This window comes from Enterovibrio calviensis DSM 14347 (genome assembly GCF_000621165.1).
Classification (GTDB): domain Bacteria; phylum Pseudomonadota; class Gammaproteobacteria; order Enterobacterales; family Vibrionaceae; genus Enterovibrio; species Enterovibrio calviensis.
Genome location: NZ_JHZA01000019.1, coordinates 35,686 through 51,227 on the forward strand (window position 1 = coordinate 35,686; position 15,542 = coordinate 51,227).

Annotated in this window: 15 protein-coding genes; 1 reads left to right on the top strand and 14 read right to left on the bottom strand. The window is 46.8% G+C overall.

The window, feature by feature from the left end; genetic code table 11:
- Window positions 1-102: 102 nt before the first annotated feature.
- Window positions 103-1,536 carry a PTS glucose transporter subunit IIBC gene (ptsG, locus tag Q365_RS0115295; RefSeq protein WP_028024170.1) on the bottom strand — a complete coding sequence of 478 codons (1,434 nt, stop codon included), beginning with the start codon at window positions 1,534-1,536 and terminating at the stop codon, window positions 103-105.
- 472 nt (window positions 1,537-2,008) lie between these two features.
- Here ptsG and Q365_RS0115300 point away from each other — a divergent pair, with 472 nt between their 5' ends.
- Window positions 2,009-4,771: a M16 family metallopeptidase gene (locus Q365_RS0115300; RefSeq protein WP_245621564.1), complete on the top strand. Its 2,763-nt coding sequence runs from the start codon at window positions 2,009-2,011 to the stop codon at window positions 4,769-4,771.
- A gap of 69 nt (window positions 4,772-4,840) precedes the next feature.
- Here the strand turns inward: Q365_RS0115300 and Q365_RS0115305 are convergent, their stop codons facing one another.
- The 13 genes from Q365_RS0115305 to yceD form a co-directional block, all read right to left on the bottom strand.
- Window positions 4,841-5,617 carry a TatD family hydrolase gene (locus tag Q365_RS0115305; RefSeq protein ID WP_028024172.1) on the bottom strand — a complete coding sequence of 259 codons (777 nt, stop codon included), beginning with the start codon at window positions 5,615-5,617 and terminating at the stop codon, window positions 4,841-4,843.
- A gap of 62 nt (window positions 5,618-5,679) precedes the next feature.
- Complete coding sequence (holB, locus tag Q365_RS0115310) at window positions 5,680-6,645, bottom strand: DNA polymerase III subunit delta' (protein WP_028024173.1); 966 nt, start codon at window positions 6,643-6,645, stop codon at window positions 5,680-5,682.
- Window positions 6,635-7,270, bottom strand: a complete 636-nt coding sequence (tmk, locus tag Q365_RS0115315) for a dTMP kinase (protein WP_028024174.1) — start codon at window positions 7,268-7,270, stop codon at window positions 6,635-6,637. Before tmk ends, holB begins: the two co-directional genes overlap by 11 nt.
- The gene (gene mltG, locus Q365_RS0115320) at window positions 7,267-8,280 is read right to left on the bottom strand and encodes an endolytic transglycosylase MltG (RefSeq protein WP_028024175.1); all 1,014 of its coding nucleotides are present in this window, start codon (window positions 8,278-8,280) and stop codon (window positions 7,267-7,269) included. The genes tmk and mltG overlap by 4 nt, the downstream gene beginning before the upstream one ends.
- On the bottom strand, window positions 8,277-9,086 hold the full coding sequence (gene pabC, locus Q365_RS0115325; RefSeq protein ID WP_028024176.1) for an aminodeoxychorismate lyase: 810 nt from the start codon (window positions 9,084-9,086) through the stop codon (window positions 8,277-8,279). The genes mltG and pabC overlap by 4 nt, the downstream gene beginning before the upstream one ends.
- A gap of 73 nt (window positions 9,087-9,159) precedes the next feature.
- On the bottom strand, window positions 9,160-10,398 hold the full coding sequence (fabF, locus tag Q365_RS0115330) for a beta-ketoacyl-ACP synthase II (protein ID WP_028024177.1): 1,239 nt from the start codon (window positions 10,396-10,398) through the stop codon (window positions 9,160-9,162).
- 98 nt (window positions 10,399-10,496) lie between these two features.
- Window positions 10,497-10,733: an acyl carrier protein gene (gene acpP / locus Q365_RS0115335; protein WP_007467184.1), complete on the bottom strand. Its 237-nt coding sequence runs from the start codon at window positions 10,731-10,733 to the stop codon at window positions 10,497-10,499.
- 157 nt (window positions 10,734-10,890) lie between these two features.
- The gene (gene fabG, locus Q365_RS0115340; protein ID WP_028024178.1) at window positions 10,891-11,625 is read right to left on the bottom strand and encodes a 3-oxoacyl-ACP reductase FabG; all 735 of its coding nucleotides are present in this window, start codon (window positions 11,623-11,625) and stop codon (window positions 10,891-10,893) included.
- A gap of 61 nt (window positions 11,626-11,686) precedes the next feature.
- Window positions 11,687-12,610: an ACP S-malonyltransferase gene (fabD, locus tag Q365_RS0115345; RefSeq protein WP_028024179.1), complete on the bottom strand. Its 924-nt coding sequence runs from the start codon at window positions 12,608-12,610 to the stop codon at window positions 11,687-11,689.
- A 14-nt stretch (window positions 12,611-12,624) separates the two neighbouring features.
- Window positions 12,625-13,590: a beta-ketoacyl-ACP synthase III gene (locus tag Q365_RS0115350; RefSeq protein WP_028024180.1), complete on the bottom strand. Its 966-nt coding sequence runs from the start codon at window positions 13,588-13,590 to the stop codon at window positions 12,625-12,627.
- A gap of 5 nt (window positions 13,591-13,595) precedes the next feature.
- The gene (gene plsX / locus Q365_RS0115355; protein WP_028024181.1) at window positions 13,596-14,621 is read right to left on the bottom strand and encodes a phosphate acyltransferase PlsX; all 1,026 of its coding nucleotides are present in this window, start codon (window positions 14,619-14,621) and stop codon (window positions 13,596-13,598) included.
- Window positions 14,622-14,630: 9 nt separating this feature from the next.
- Complete coding sequence (gene rpmF, locus Q365_RS0115360; protein ID WP_016961383.1) at window positions 14,631-14,801, bottom strand: 50S ribosomal protein L32; 171 nt, start codon at window positions 14,799-14,801, stop codon at window positions 14,631-14,633.
- A 5-nt stretch (window positions 14,802-14,806) separates the two neighbouring features.
- Window positions 14,807-15,337: a 23S rRNA accumulation protein YceD gene (gene yceD / locus Q365_RS0115365; RefSeq protein ID WP_028024182.1), complete on the bottom strand. Its 531-nt coding sequence runs from the start codon at window positions 15,335-15,337 to the stop codon at window positions 14,807-14,809.
- Window positions 15,338-15,542: the final 205 nt, after the last annotated feature.

The following is a 15,542-nucleotide window of genomic DNA, read 5'->3' on the forward strand; positions in this document are numbered from 1 at the left end:
AAGGAAAAAGCGGGAACAACCGCAAGTAGAATATGAACAAAAAAAGGAGAGCATATGCTCTCCTTTTTAGTCATTAACTGTTGGGGGAACTAACAGTCAATCTTAGTTATTGCGGATCCACTCATCCATATCAGACTTCAAGTTGTCTGACTTAGTACCGAAGATAGCTTGTACACCACCACCAGCAACAACAACACCTGCAGCGCCGAGTTTCTTCAGTCTGTCCTGGTCTACTGCATCAACACTTGCTACAGCAACGCGAAGACGAGTAATACATGCATCTAGGTTAGTAATATTCTCTTTACCACCGAATGCGATGACCAATTCTTTCGCCATCTCAGATTCACCACCAGCAACCGCTGCTGATTTATCTTCATCATCTTCACGACCTGGTGTTTTAAGGTCAAGCTTCACGATAGCAACACGGAATACCACGTAGTAGAACACTGCGTACATCATACCCAGAAGTGGGAATAGCCACATTTTCTGAGAGTTAGCAGACAATACAACGAAGTCGATCAAACCGTGAGAGAAAGACGTGCCGTGTACCATGCCCAAGGTGTTGGTAATCACGTATGCGGTGCCCGCAAGTACAGCGTGAATCACATAAAGCACAGGAGCAACGAACAGGAATGCGAACTCGATAGGTTCAGTAATACCCGTTAGGAATGACGTCAACGCCGCAGACACCATGATACCGCCAACTTTCGCACGGTTTTCTGGTTTCGCTGTGTGCCACATTGCAATCGCTGCTGCAGGTAGACCAAACATTTTGAACATGAAGCCACCAGCCAACTGACCGAAGCCGTTGCCCGCTGCACGCGTTGCTTCATCAGCAACCATGTAACACGTTAGGATACCCGTACGTGCTTCACCAGCAGGTGTGACACATTGACCCGCTTCGTAGAAGAACGGAGCATTCCAAATGTGGTGTAAACCGAATGGGATCAGTGAGCGCTCAACGATACCGTAGATACCAAACGCAACTTGTGGGTTCTGTACAGACGCCCAATCAGAGAAAGAAGCGATCATTGCGCCAATTGGAGGCCAAATGAAAGACAGACCAATCGCTAGAAAAATACTAAGGAAACCGGTGATGATTGGAACTGAACGCTTACCTGCAAAGAAGCCTAGGTAATCTGGAAGTTGGATACGGAAGAAACGGTTGAAAGCCCATGCCGCTACACCACCAGCAAGAATACCGCCAAGCACGCCAGTTTCAATAGAGCCCACATCGAACACACCTGCCATCACACCCAGTGTGTTGACCATGATGTAGTAACCAACAATTGCCGCTAGACCAGCAACACCGTCGTTATTAGTGAAACCAAGCGCAACGCCTACTGCGAACAGAAGACCCATGTGACCAAACACAGCGTCACCAGCACTCATCATGATGGTAGAAATAATACTTGGCAGCCAAGAGAAATCTGCAGCACCAACACCCAGCAAAATACCGGCTACTGGCATAACAGATACTGGAAGCATCAGCGCCTTACCGACTTTTTGCATATTCGCAAAGAGATTTTTGAACATATGTAACTCCTGAAATATATAGGGTTGAGCTAAGACTCAGATCCGATTCGAGTTCTCGACAACCCGGAAACAATGTTATTCGCTGAGTAATATAGGCCTGCTTTTTGTAGGACTCTACGTAACGTTACTTGAGGATTCAGAAACTAAATATAGATCACATGAGCGAGGTCGTTGATAGCAGATCTAACACAACATAAATCATTGATTTAAATTAATTTAAAATCAAAATGGCGTTAATTACCGCTAAGACTCTCTCGAAGAAAGTTATAGAACACCAAGTTATTTCATGTAACGAATAAAGATGGAATTTCAGATACTGAGTTACATAACTCTGACTAACCAACTTACTGGCTTACATAGTGTTGCATGCTTTTTAATACCATCGTGTCGCATTTTTAGGTCACTCACCCTTTCTGTTTCATATAAGACAAGTAAATTTACATGAATCAAAGATACAAGAGATAAATGACACATGATGAAACCACTACTGACATTGTTCATGGCGTTGGCTGTAACTTCCTGCAATAGCCCAATTCTTTCGGGCCCCATTGAAGCGGATACTTCTTGGCAGAAAACAATATTAGATAATGGGCTAAATGTTCACCTACAACATCAAGAAGGGAAGCCAGTTTCCATGAGGCTCCTCGTTCACACTGGTTCGATCGACGAAGCAAAGAATCAAGTGGGCTATGCGCATTTTCTCGAACATATGGCCTTTAATGGCAGTAAGAACTTTCAGAAAAATGATGTGATCAAATTGTTCGGCGATGCTGGATTAAGTTTTGGTCAACATCTCAATGCCTACACCTACTTTGACTGGACTTACTACAAGCTAGATTTGCCTGATAACACTCACCTGCCGCAAGCGCTTAATTGGTTTAGCGATATCGCAACGGACTTAACGCTGTCAGAAGATGCAGTAAACGCAGAAAAAGGCGTCGTACTTGGCGAACTCCGCCGAATAGAAGCAGTTGAAGGCTCTATTTACTTCAAAACACATATGGCATTAGCAGAACAAGCATACGACGGAAATGTCGATATAGAGGGTACTCGTGAGTCCATCACAAATGCGACTGCCGGAGGATTACGAGACTATTATGAGGCCAATTACACGCCAGACCGTACAGAGCTGATCATCAGCGGTGATATCGATACGGTGAACGTCGAAACGCTGATTCATTCGACATTTGGGCGCTGGACTCAAAACGAAACTCAAGATACCAAGAAAACTCTCCCCCGATTTAATGCGGAGCCGTTAACACTCAGAGCGGGCGATACAGAGTTCCCGTCATTCACGCTTATTTTCCCATCAAAAAGCAATACGCTAACGGAAGGCGCTCACTTTGAAGCATATGCCAACCAGGTGATGTTGGTTGATGCTATTAACGCACGATTGAGTGACAGAGCAACGGACACGCAAGCCCCTGTTCAATTTGTATCAAGCCATGTTGAATACCTGTTTAACTCTCCACAACTCATTGTGAGTGTGGCTTTTGAACCTCAAAATCGCGATGCTGCGATGACCTTTCTAGCGAATGAACTCGCTACGCTCAGAGATCATGGTCTCAGCTCATTGGAAATCGATGCGCAAGAAATCGCTTTTACCAACAACGAACACAACCATAAGGACGATTGGGCTGCAAAGGATTTTGCGGACGAGAAACTCAACAACCTCATCAACAACACGCAAACCCTTTCACAAGCGCTTCGTTCTGAGCTGTCCTCGCGATATGTAGCATTAGCAGACAAAGAACACATTAATAAACAGTTGCGCAAACTTCTTAATGAGCAAGGGGCCAAACCCATTATTGGGCTAGCGAATAGCGACGTAATCGATGAAAATACCAACAAACAGGTGATGGGTAACCTAGCTGCATTCAATAAAACCTTCAAAGAAACAGGCCGAAAACTCATACTCCCTGACGCATTCGGTGCCTTCCCTCAACCAGAGACTAAAGGCGACATCGTATCAATGACCACTGTGGCGCCAAATACCACCAAATTTACGCTCAGTAACAACGTCTCACTGTATCTCAAGCACATGCCAGATGCAGGCGATACCCTATATGTATACTCAGGTTCACAGGGAGGCATTGCTTCACTGCCTCAAAACTTGAGACCTGCAGCTCATATCGCCCCTGGCGCCTATGCGTTATCCGGATTGGGTGGAATGTCCTCAAGTGACTTCAATCGCTTTATGGTAAAAAACAAAAGCTATATAGAGCCTATGATCGATGAAAGCCGTCATGGTTTTTACGGAGAAACGGCGCGTTCCTCTCTCCCCGCATTGCTCGCGGTCATCAACCAAGCCTATCAGCATGCCAGTGTGGACAACGCTAAGCTCGAGCAACATAAAGCAACTTTTGTCGCTAATGAAACCCAGCACCATGACTCGATCTATGGCAAAACATACCGAGCTATCAATAAAAGTTTGTATCAATCATCTTCTGTACGCTATCACTTCACACCAGAACAGTACCAAGCCGTCACTATTGAACAAGTCAAAGAGGCATTTCAGCAGCTTTTCAACGTCAACCGCGGGCTCACTGTTGTCATTGCGGGAAATCTCTCAGAGGAAGAACTCAAGCCTTTAGCACGTACTTATCTTGCGAGCATGACGTTTGTCGATAAACCGCAGATGCCACGTTATGACATTCATATGCAGACGGGTAAAACGAAGAACGTGCATGCATTTGGTGTACGTGGCAACAATGTCGAACTTCTTACTGCACTGGTTAATACAGCGCCAGAAAAAGACGCCAAAGCGCACTTTATTAGTGATATGGCTGGTCGCATTATGACGCAAAGGTTGCTGGAGAAAATTCGTGAAGATGCTAGCTTGGACTACTATCCACATGCATTTGTTATGTGGCCCGACCGAGCAGAACAGCAATTGTTTTTGTTTGTATCAAATGTGTCATTGATTAGGCGCGAACAGGCCAAAGAGCGCGTTGCTCAGGTGGTCGATTCTTTAGGAGAAGGCGTCACAGATGAAGAGTTTTCAAGCACGGCCGCACAATTGTCTCAGGCGTTAAACGAGGGGCTGACGCTTCCAAAAGAACAAGCAAGGATGATGTTCAACTATGTCCTGAGTGGTTCAGATCCAAAAGCCGTGACTAACCCAGATTCGGCCCTGGATACGATCACTAAAGAAGAACTAGAAAGCTATATGGCAAGTTTTGTCAGCAAGAATGCCCTGCGGCATGAAGTGATAAACCTTCCATCAGCCAACTAAACAAAAGCCGGGCAATTCAATTCGCCCGGCTTCTTTTTATCACTCTTTCTCTGCAAACTGTCAGCGTATCTATCGCTTCGCTTGGGAGAATAACTTGAAGAAATTCTCTGTCGTGACTTTCGCTACTTCTTCTCCCGACACGCCTTTCAGCAACCCAACATAGTCGGCCACTTCTCTCACGTACGCAGGTTGGTTTTCTTTGCCACGATATGGGATCGGCGCTAAATACGGAGAGTCGGTTTCTACCAACAGTTTTTCTAATGGCAAGCGACGAACCACATCTTTTAGCTCTGACGCTTTATTAAACGTCACTATGCCTGAAATTGAGATATAGAAGCCAAGCTCAATCGCTGCTTCTGCCATCTCATAGCTTTCAGTAAAGCAATGCAATACACCGCCTACAGCCTGCGCATTTTCTTCACGAAGAATTTGCAAGGTATCTTCACGCGCCATGCGGGTGTGAATGATCAACGGCTTATTCAGTTCAACGGCAAGACGAACATGCTGACGAAAAGCATCTTTTTGTTTTTCTGCCAGTTCTGGCTGATAGTGGTAATCCAAGCCAGTTTCACCGATTGCTACCACGCGCTCATCAGACGCAAGTTGCTTCAAGGTGTCGTAGTCAAATCCTTCTTCGATATCAAGAGGATGGACGCCACACGATGCGAATACGTTATCGTACGGGCGAATCAACTCCATCATTTTTGGGAAACTTTTTAGGGTCACACCGACAGACAACAAATAATCCACGCCGCGCTGCTTGGCCTTTTCAACCACATCAGCAACGTCTGTGTGTAATTCGTCATAGTTAAGTTTGTCGAGGTGGCAATGCGAGTCGACTAGCACGTCACTTTCTCCGATTAGCAAAAGGATTAAAGCGAGGGAGTATACCCTCGCGCTTTATTAATTTATTCATTAAAGGCCGATAACCAGCGACTAAGCAAAAGCTCGCTGTTTAGACCTGTGTGTTTGGCAAGTTCCGCTTTCAATCGGTTAAGTGCCATTAACTGAGACATCACTTTCGCCAGCGGAACTGTTTTAGCGATCTGCTGTAACGAGGTCAAGGCATCACAATGCACAATGGCTTCTTGAGACCCTTGTTGGGTCTTAACTACATCAAGCAATAAGAAGCTTAGCCAGTTAAGGCCTTCTCGCTGAAACTTGGTCAACAAGTCCGTTAAGGTAAACAAGCCTTGGCGGTTAGTGACAAACGCAACAAATGCATCAACCACTGCTTGGTGTTTTACTGCACTACCCTCTTCAATAAACGCTTTAGCCGCGAGTGGCGCACCGCGATTAATGCGAATTACCTGTAAGGGCACAGAATCGAATAACTCGCCCTCTACCCATCGTTTCACGATGCTTTCTTCAGGTAACTTTGGCTTCCACTTGTTACAGCGGCTAACAACCGTGGGCAGCATGTTGTCGATGGACTCAGAAAGTAAGATGAAGTGACAATGTGATGGCGGTTCTTCAAGGGTTTTCAACAACGCATTGGCTGCAGCTTCACCCATACGATCGGCATTTTGTACCAAAATAACGCGTTCGCCACCCAACTGAGAGGTTTCCCACGCATACTGGTTACCCGCACGCACCGCATCCACACCAAGTTGCTTGCCTTCAGATTCAGGCTTCAACCAGTGAAAATCGGGATGTGTGTCTGCATCAAACAGCTTACAGCTATGGCAAACACCACAAGGCTCAACGACGCCATTTTTACACAGCACCGTTTTTGCGAGCATAGCAGCAAGGGCTAGCTTTCCGCTGCCTTTCGGCGCGCTTAACAAAACGGCATGGTGCAGGCGATCCTGACCTAACAATTGTTGCCAATTGCCCCACAGTTCGCCGTGCCAAGGGTATACATTAGCCTGCATGATTCAGCCAAGATTTGAGTGCTGCACAAATATCTCTGGTCACGTCCTCAATCGACTGAGAGGCGTCGATGATCACGATACTGTTATCAGCATTCGCCAGTTCCAGATATCGCTCACGAGTGCGATAGAAAAAGTCCAATTGCATTTTTTCGATACGATCGAGTTCACCACGCGCTTTCGCTCGCGCTAGGCCAATCGCTGGGTCGAGATCCATATATAAGGTAAAGTCTGGGCGAAAATCTCCCAGCACGGTGTCACGCAGGTTTTGCATGAGGCCTTTGTCAAATCCACGACCGCCGCCTTGATAAGCCTGAGATGACATGTCGTGACGATCGCCAACCACAAACGCGCCGCGAGCTAATGCCGGCTTGATGACATTATCAACCAGCTGAATACGAGCAGCATAAAGAAGCAACAGCTCAGCCATGTCCGTTAACGGCTCATCAGGATGGCCTTCTTTAACAAGCGCACGCATTTGTTCCGCTAGCGGTGTACCGCCAGGCTCGCGTGTCGTTTCAATGTCTGATACGCCGCTTGCTTTTAGGGTTTCAATTACATTTTGGATAGCAGTGGTTTTACCCGCGCCTTCCAAGCCTTCTACGACGATAAATTTTCCGCTATTCATTGGGCTCTTAATACTTTTAGATACTGTCTTACTGCGCGGTTGTGCTCCGCGAGCGTCTTAGAAAAGTTATGTCCACCGAGACCATCGGCAACAAAATAAAAATAGGGTGTATCCGAAGGGTTAGCAGCGGCAAATATCGACGCTTTACCCGACATGGCGATTGGCGTTGGCGGTAACCCATTAATCGTATATGTGTTGTAAGGTGTCGGCGTTCGCAGATCTTTCTTACGAATATTACCATCGTATTTGTCACCCATGCCGTAAATCACGGTTGGGTCTGTCTGCAAACGCATCCCTTTATTGAGGCGATTCACAAACACAGATGCGACTTTACCCCGCTCTTTGTCCACCGCCGTTTCTTTTTCAATGATCGACGCTAACGTAAGAAGATCATATTCAGATTTAATCGGAAGCCCTTCTTGTCGTTGCTCCCAAGCCTGATTTAATGCGTTTTGTAGCTGACCCGATGCGCGTTTAAGAATCGCAATATCACTCTCACCGGACACATAGTGGTAAGTCTCAGGCAATAGTAGCCCTTCCAACTTATCAACGCTCAGACCTAGAGCTTTCGCAATATCAGGTTCAGACATCCCATCAGTATCGTGGATGATATGGTCTGTTTTTGCCAATTGAGTACGCCATTCTTTGAATGTGCTTCCCTCAACAAACGTGATGGCAAACTGGTGCTCTTTACCCGAGCGCGCAACAAGGAAAACATCAGAAAGTGTCATTCCCGGTTCAATTTGATAGGTGCCCGCTTTCAACCGCGTCAGCTCAGGGTGAGTTTTTGCCGCCCAACGCGCCCATTGAGAGCTATCGACGATATCTTCTGAGACCAACTTTCGAGTGAACGAATGGTAGTTTGCTCCGTCTGGAACCGTCACCAATTGGTTAGCATCTATTTTAATAGCGCCATTCACATAGCCTTCAATTTGACCATGAACCCAGTATGCGCCGCCCATTGCAGCTACCACTAAAAACAATAAAACTAGGGCGATCTTCTTAATCACGCATTCAACCTCAATGTAAGAGCTTTACACGCCGCATCACTGCTATAGCGTGTTTGTTCTATACAACGAACGGGAACTAACCCCATCACTGCATTAGTTATAAATACTTCATCTGCGGAAAAAATGACGTCCGCATCCTCAGTCACAATATCAATTTGGAATCCTTCCAACTGTGCTGCCTGAATCACCTCTGCACGCATTGTACCTTCTACACCAGACAACGAAAGATCTGGTGTAAAAAGCGTGTCGCCTTTTCGCCAAAAAAGATTGGAAGCAGAAGTTTCAATCAGCTTCCCGTTAAGGTCGCACACCACACCATCTTCAACATCTTGAGCGTTCAACTCTTGCTTGATCAGAACCTGTTCAAGGCGATTGAGGTGCTTGAGTCCAGCAAGTGGAGATAAACCTAATCGTTGTTTGAGCATGACCATCTGTATGCCCTGCTCTTGCCATTGCTTATAGTGCGAAGGATAAGCATGCGAAGACACGACAACACTTGGAGTGTGACAACCTTCAGGGCTGTAACCTCTGCCGCCACTGCCTCTCGTCACCACCACTTTGACTATGCTCTTGATTTCCGCTTTTAAGGAATCAGCCACCTGAGCCACAGACAGTGTCAAATGCTGCCAATCTATACCCTCTATACCTAGCTGAGCAGTGTTGGCTTTCAGGCGGTCTTGATGGCGCGACCAAGAGCGCACCACTCCGGACTCAACCAGCATGGTGGTGTAACATCCATCGCCATATTGCAGCCCCCTATCAGTGATAGGCAGGAGGTCGGCAGGCTGTCCGTTAAGCAGGATCATTGTTCATCCTTGAAAAGCAGAAAAAAAAACGGCCCGATATCAACTATCGAGCCGTTCTATTCTATCAAAAAACTTACATTTTTTTGAAGATTAACGAACCGTTGGTGCCGCCAAAGCCGAAGGAGTTACACAGGGCGTACTCCATGTTCACTTGACGCGCTTCATGAGGGACGTAATCCAGATCACAACCTTCATCGACATTGTCTAGGTTAATCGTCGGCGGTACCGCTTGATCAACTAATGCCATGATGGTGAAGATAGATTCAGCAGAACCTGCAGCACCCAACAAGTGACCTGTCATCGATTTGGTCGAAGACACCATGGTTTTGTCTGCAGCAGCGCCCATTGCCAAACGAATACCTTTCGTTTCAGCAACATCACCCGCAGGTGTCGACGTACCGTGTGCGTTCACATAACCGATTTCTTCTGGTGTGATGCCCGCATCGCGGATTGCCGCTTTCATTGCGAGTGCGCCACCAGAGCCGTCTGCACTTGGTGAAGTCATATGGTAAGCATCGCCACTCATACCGAAGCCAACGAGCTCACAGTAGATTTTCGCGCCACGCGCTTTAGCAAACTCGTACTCTTCAAGAACCATGACGCCTGCACCGTCACCCAGAACAAAACCATCGCGGTCTTTGTCCCAAGGGCGCGAAGCGGCTTGTGGGTCATCGTTACGAGTTGACAGTGCTTTTGCCGCGGCAAAACCACCAATACCAAGCTCTGTGGATGCTTTCTCTGCACCGCCAGCAACCATCGCGTCCGCATCGCCGTATGCAATCATACGTGCCGCGTGACCGATGTTATGAAGGCCAGTGGTACAAGCAGTCGAAATCGCGATGTTTGGACCGCGAAGACCGTAATTAATTGAAACGTGACCGGCGATCATATTTACAATGGTCGACGGTACAAAAAATGGGCTAATTTTGCGTGGGCCTTTCTCGACATACGCACGGTGGTTTGATTCGATCAAGCCGAGACCACCAATACCAGAGCCAATAGCTACACCGATACGCTCTGCATTCTCTTCTGTGACTTCTAAACCAGAATCTTCAAGTGCTTGCACACTTGCAGCGATACCATATTGGATAAACAAATCCATTTTCTTGGCATCTTTCTTAGAGATGTAATCTTCACAGTTGAAATCATTCACCATCCCAGCAAATTGGGTTGCGAAACCAGTGGTATCGAAATGTTGGATGGTTTGAATTCCGCTTTGGCCTGCCAGCAAGGCTTTCCAAGAAGATTCAACGGTGTTACCTACAGGTGATAACATCCCCATGCCAGTGACAACAACACGACGCTTAGACACGATGATATTCTCCGGAGAAAAGGTGTAATTTGAAATTTTCGGGGTCTTAGAAAAAACTCAGGCGGTCAAGGTGACCGCCTGGAAGGATCTTGTTCTGATTACTCAGACGCGCCTACAACGTAATCAATCGCTGCTTGGACGGTAGTGATCTTCTCTGCTTCTTCGTCTGGGATCTCTGTATCGAATTCTTCTTCCAGAGCCATTACCAACTCAACAGTGTCAAGTGAATCTGCGCCCAGATCGTCAACGAAAGATGCTTCGTTTTTAACTTCAGCTTCGTCTACGCCTAGTTGCTCAACGATGATTTTTTTAACGCGTTCTTCGATGTTGCTCATATTAATACTATTCCTTACAAGATACGCAGATGCGATATGTGCAGTAGTTTATTCAATAATGTGGAAGTTGCAACACCCTATATGCTGGTCAAACCACGATATGCTCGATAAACAGCCGGAGTTTGACCTGTATCATTTCGTGTTGCAACTTTAATGTTTAAATCATGTACATGCCGCCGTTAACATGAAGTGTCTCACCTGTGATATAAGCTGCATCAGCTGACGCTAAGAAAGCGACAGTAGCAGCAATTTCACGTGGATCACCCAGTCGTCCAGCAGGTACTTGAGCAAGTGTTGCTGTGCGCTGATCATCAGTCAGCGCTTTTGTCATATCGGTTTCGATGAAACCTGGAGCAACAGTATTTACGGTAATTCCGCGTGATGCAACTTCTCGTGCCAGAGATTTGGTGAAGCCCACAACTCCAGCTTTCGCTGCCGCGTAATTCGCCTGTCCTGCATTACCCATGGTACCAACAACGGAGCCTACGTTGATAATACGGCCATGACGTTTTTTCATCATTGCGCGCATCACGGCTTTCGACATGCGGAAAATAGACGTCAAGTTGGTGTCCATAATGTCCTGCCACTCATCATCTTTCATTCGCATCAGAAGGTTATCACGGGTAATACCTGCGTTATTTACCAGGATATCAATATCGCCAAACTCTTCTTTAATCGATTTCAAAACAGCATCAACAGACTCAGCTGACGTCACGTTCAGTGCGAAACCTTTGCCATTTTCACCCAGATAATCACTGATTGCTGCGGCACCGCTCTCAGAAGTGGCAGTACCTACGACTGTCGCACCACGTTCAACAAGGAGTTCTGCGATAGCACGGCCAATACCGCGGCTTGCGCCTGTTACAAGAGCAATTTTTCCATTCAGGTTCATGAGTTTTCGTTCCTTTATAACAGCGGCCAGTTTTTTTGTGACTGTCCGCAATTCCCAGAAATTACTTCGCCGCTTCCAGCGATGCTGAATCATTCACTGCTGCCGCATTCAGGCTGCGGTCAATACGTTTTGCTAGGCCAGTTAATACTTTACCTGGACCCATTTCCAACAGCAGCTCAACGCCTTCGCTTGCCATCTTCTCAACACTTTCTGTCCAACGAACTGGGCCATACAGTTGGCGAACCAACGCGCTCTTAATCGCCGCTGGATCAGTCTCAGTTGCGACATCCGCGTTGTTGATCACAGGAATCGATGGCGCAGAAAACGCGATACTCTCAAGTGCAACAGCTAGCTTATCTGCTGCCGGTTTCATCAATGCACAGTGAGAAGGAACAGAAACTGGCAAAGGCAAAGCACGTTTTGCGCCTGCTTCTTTACACAATACGTTTGCACGTTCTACTGCTTCTTTATTACCAGCAATAACCACTTGGCCCGGTGAATTGAAGTTAACAGGAGAAACAACTTCACCCTGTGCCGCTTCTTCACACGCTTTTGCAATCGCGTCGTTATCAAGGCCAATAATGGCTGACATCGCGCCTACACCGGCAGGCACAGCTTCTTGCATCAATTGACCACGAAGCTCAACCAATTTAACGGCTTCTTTAAAATCAATAACGCCCGCACAAACAAGTGCTGAGTACTCACCCAAGCTATGACCAGCCATAACCGTTGGCTGAACACCGCCTTGTTGCTGCCAAACACGCCAGATCGCCACAGATGCGCTCAATAGTGCAGGCTGGGTGCGATGCGTTTGATTAAGATCAGTGTCGGGACCATTTTGCACAAGTGCCCAAAGGTCGTAACCCAACACCTCAGATGCTTCTGAAAATGTTTGTTTTACTACATCAAATTGCTCACCCAGTTCTGACAACATGCCCACAGTTTGTGAACCTTGACCTGGGAAAACCACAGCAAAGTTAGACATCGATATTTTCCTTTTTAAAACTTAATCAGAGCAGAACCCCAGGCGAAACCACCGCCAAAGGCCTCAAGCAAAATCGTTTGGCCGCGTTGAATGCGTCCGTCTCTTACTGCCTCATCGAGCGCAGTAGGGACAGAAGCGGCAGACGTATTGCCGTGTCTATCTAGGGTAATCACGACCTGATCCATCGACATCGCAAGTTTCTTAGCCGTTGCTTTAATAATGCGGAAGTTGGCTTGATGTGGTACCAACCAGTCGATCTCTGACTTGTCCATACGATTCGCATCAAGTGTTTCTGACACGATGTTAGCCAGTTGCGTAACAGCAACTTTAAACACGTCGTTTCCAGCCATTTCTAGCCATGCATCTTGCGCGACCGGATTATTAGCGCCAGCACGCTCAGGAAACTTCAGTTTAAGCAACTCGCCAAACTTACCGTCAGCGCGAAGGTGCGTTGAAATAATTCCAGGCTCTTCACTGGCACTTACGATTGCTGCTCCAGCACCATCACCAAACAGAATGATGGTCGAACGATCTTCTGGATCGCACTTGTGCGATAGACGATCGGCTCCAATGACGAGAGCATTACGTGCCATACCTGACTTCACGTACTGATCTGCCACGCTTAAAGCATAAACAAACCCGGAACAAGCAGCAGCAATATCAAACGCAGGGCAACCGCTAATCTCCAGCATTGCTTGTACATCACAAGCTGCTGCAGGAAATGCGTTTTCACCACTCGTCGTAGCAAAGATAATTAGATCAATGTCTTGCTTGTCAATCTGTGCCATTTCAATGGCTTGACAGGCAGCGTGATAACCCATCGTCGCCACTGTTTCGTCTTCAGCAGCGATACGACGCTCTTTAATACCAGTACGAGCCATGATCCACTCATCGCTGGTATCCACCATTTTTTCAAGATCCGCGTTAGAACGGATTTGCGCAGGCAAATAACTGCCTGTGCCTAAAATCTTACTGAACATGAAGACTAATAATGCCTCTCGAGTAGTACGGCTTCCAAACGGTCACATATCTTTTTAGGTATTTGCCGTTCGACTTCGTGTACCGCTTCACCGATAGCGTGTTGGAAAGCGGATATATCAGCACGTCCGTGGCTTTTCACTACAATGCCGCGCAATCCTAACAGACTTGCACCATTGTACTGGTCGGGGTTCAGGTTATTTAGCGATTTAAATAGACTGCCAAATAGCCATTTAGCCACCAGTTTCTTGAATGGGTTCTCGAGTATATGCATTTTTAGACTTTCTAAAAATAACCTCGCGACACCTTCACTGGTTTTCAGGCTAACATTACCGACGAATCCATCGCAGACAATCACGTCGGCTTTTCCTGTATAGAGTTGGTCACCCTCAACATAGCCGATGTAATTAACCGCAGAACACTGTTGCAGCATTTCTGAACAGCGTTTAACCAAATCATTCCCTTTAATTTCTTCCTCACCGATATTCAGCAGTGCCACTGATGGTTGACGACCTAACTCTTCTTCAGCGAGTACGGCCCCCATAACGGCAAATTGAAATAACGTATCGGCATCTACTGAAACATTCGCGCCTAAATCTAATAGCCAGCTTTTGTGGTCTCCTAACGTTGGAAGCTCAGAGATCAAAGCAGGTCTGTCGATACCAGGAAGTAGTTTCAATAGCATTCGGGAGAGTGCCATCAAGGCACCAGTGTTACCAGCACTGACGCAAGCATCTGCTTTGCCTTCAGCAACCAGTTCAAGGGCGACACGCATAGATGATCCTTTGCTTGAGCGAAGCGCTTGCGAAGGACGGGTGTCATTGGCGATAGAAGATTCCGCATGAACAATTGATATGCGGGAGGCGTTATTATGACCCAGCAATACGAGCTGGCGGGTGATCTCAGCATGATCACCGACGAGTACGACTTTTAACGAAGGGAAATGCAACAATGCCTGCACGGAGGCAGGCACTGTTATCTGGGGACCGAAGTCCCCACCCATCGCATCAAGTGCAATGGTTAGACCAGACAAGGCTCAACCTTACTTGTTGATTACCTTGCGGCCACGGTAGAAACCGTCAGCAGTCACGTTGTGACGCAGGTGAGTTTCACCAGAAGTTGCATCTACAGACAATGCACTAGTAGTTAGCGCATCGTGTGAACGACGCATACCACGCATAGAACGTGATTTCTTGCTCTTTTGTACGGCCATGGACCCTACTCCTCGTTACTTTGCTTTAAGTTTTTCAAAACGGCAAATGGATTCGGACGCTCATCAGCAAGCGGGATTTCCCCGAACACCATGCCATCAGCGTTAACTTCGCAGTCAACCTCATCGTGCATGGCAACCTGTGGCAAAGCCACCATCAATTCATCTTCGATGATTTGAAGCAGGTTAATCTCACCATTTTCGTCGACTAATGCCGGCTCATAAGCTTCCGGTAAATTGCCAACCTGATCTTCATTGAAAACCGGGCTGTAAATAAATTCGATATCACAGTGATATGGGAAAGACTTCCAACAACGCTGACATTCTAGATTAACATCGACCTTAGCGTGACCGCTTACAATCTTTAAACCTTGAGCATCAATGTCGAACGAAAGCTTCACATGAGCATCACCGATTACACCGTCAGTTGCCTCAGAAATACGCTCTAGTTGCTTAACTGCGATGATGCCATCGTAGTCCAGCCTCTTTTGCGCACTTTTAAACGGATCAACCGTTAGTGGTAGCTTTACCTTCTGCATAGGGCGCGAATTCTAGCCTCCAAAGCATCCTGAGTCAAAGAAATTTATGCCTTAACTTCCAGATCGTTGGCTCTAAAGCGACAACCTTTCATATATGGGTTAATTTCTGAACAACAGGCGCTTAGCGAAATTAAATACAGAATGGGCAGAAACACTCAAGCCCACTCGCCTACGCAAGTGTAAAACATTACACTGACCTCCGTAT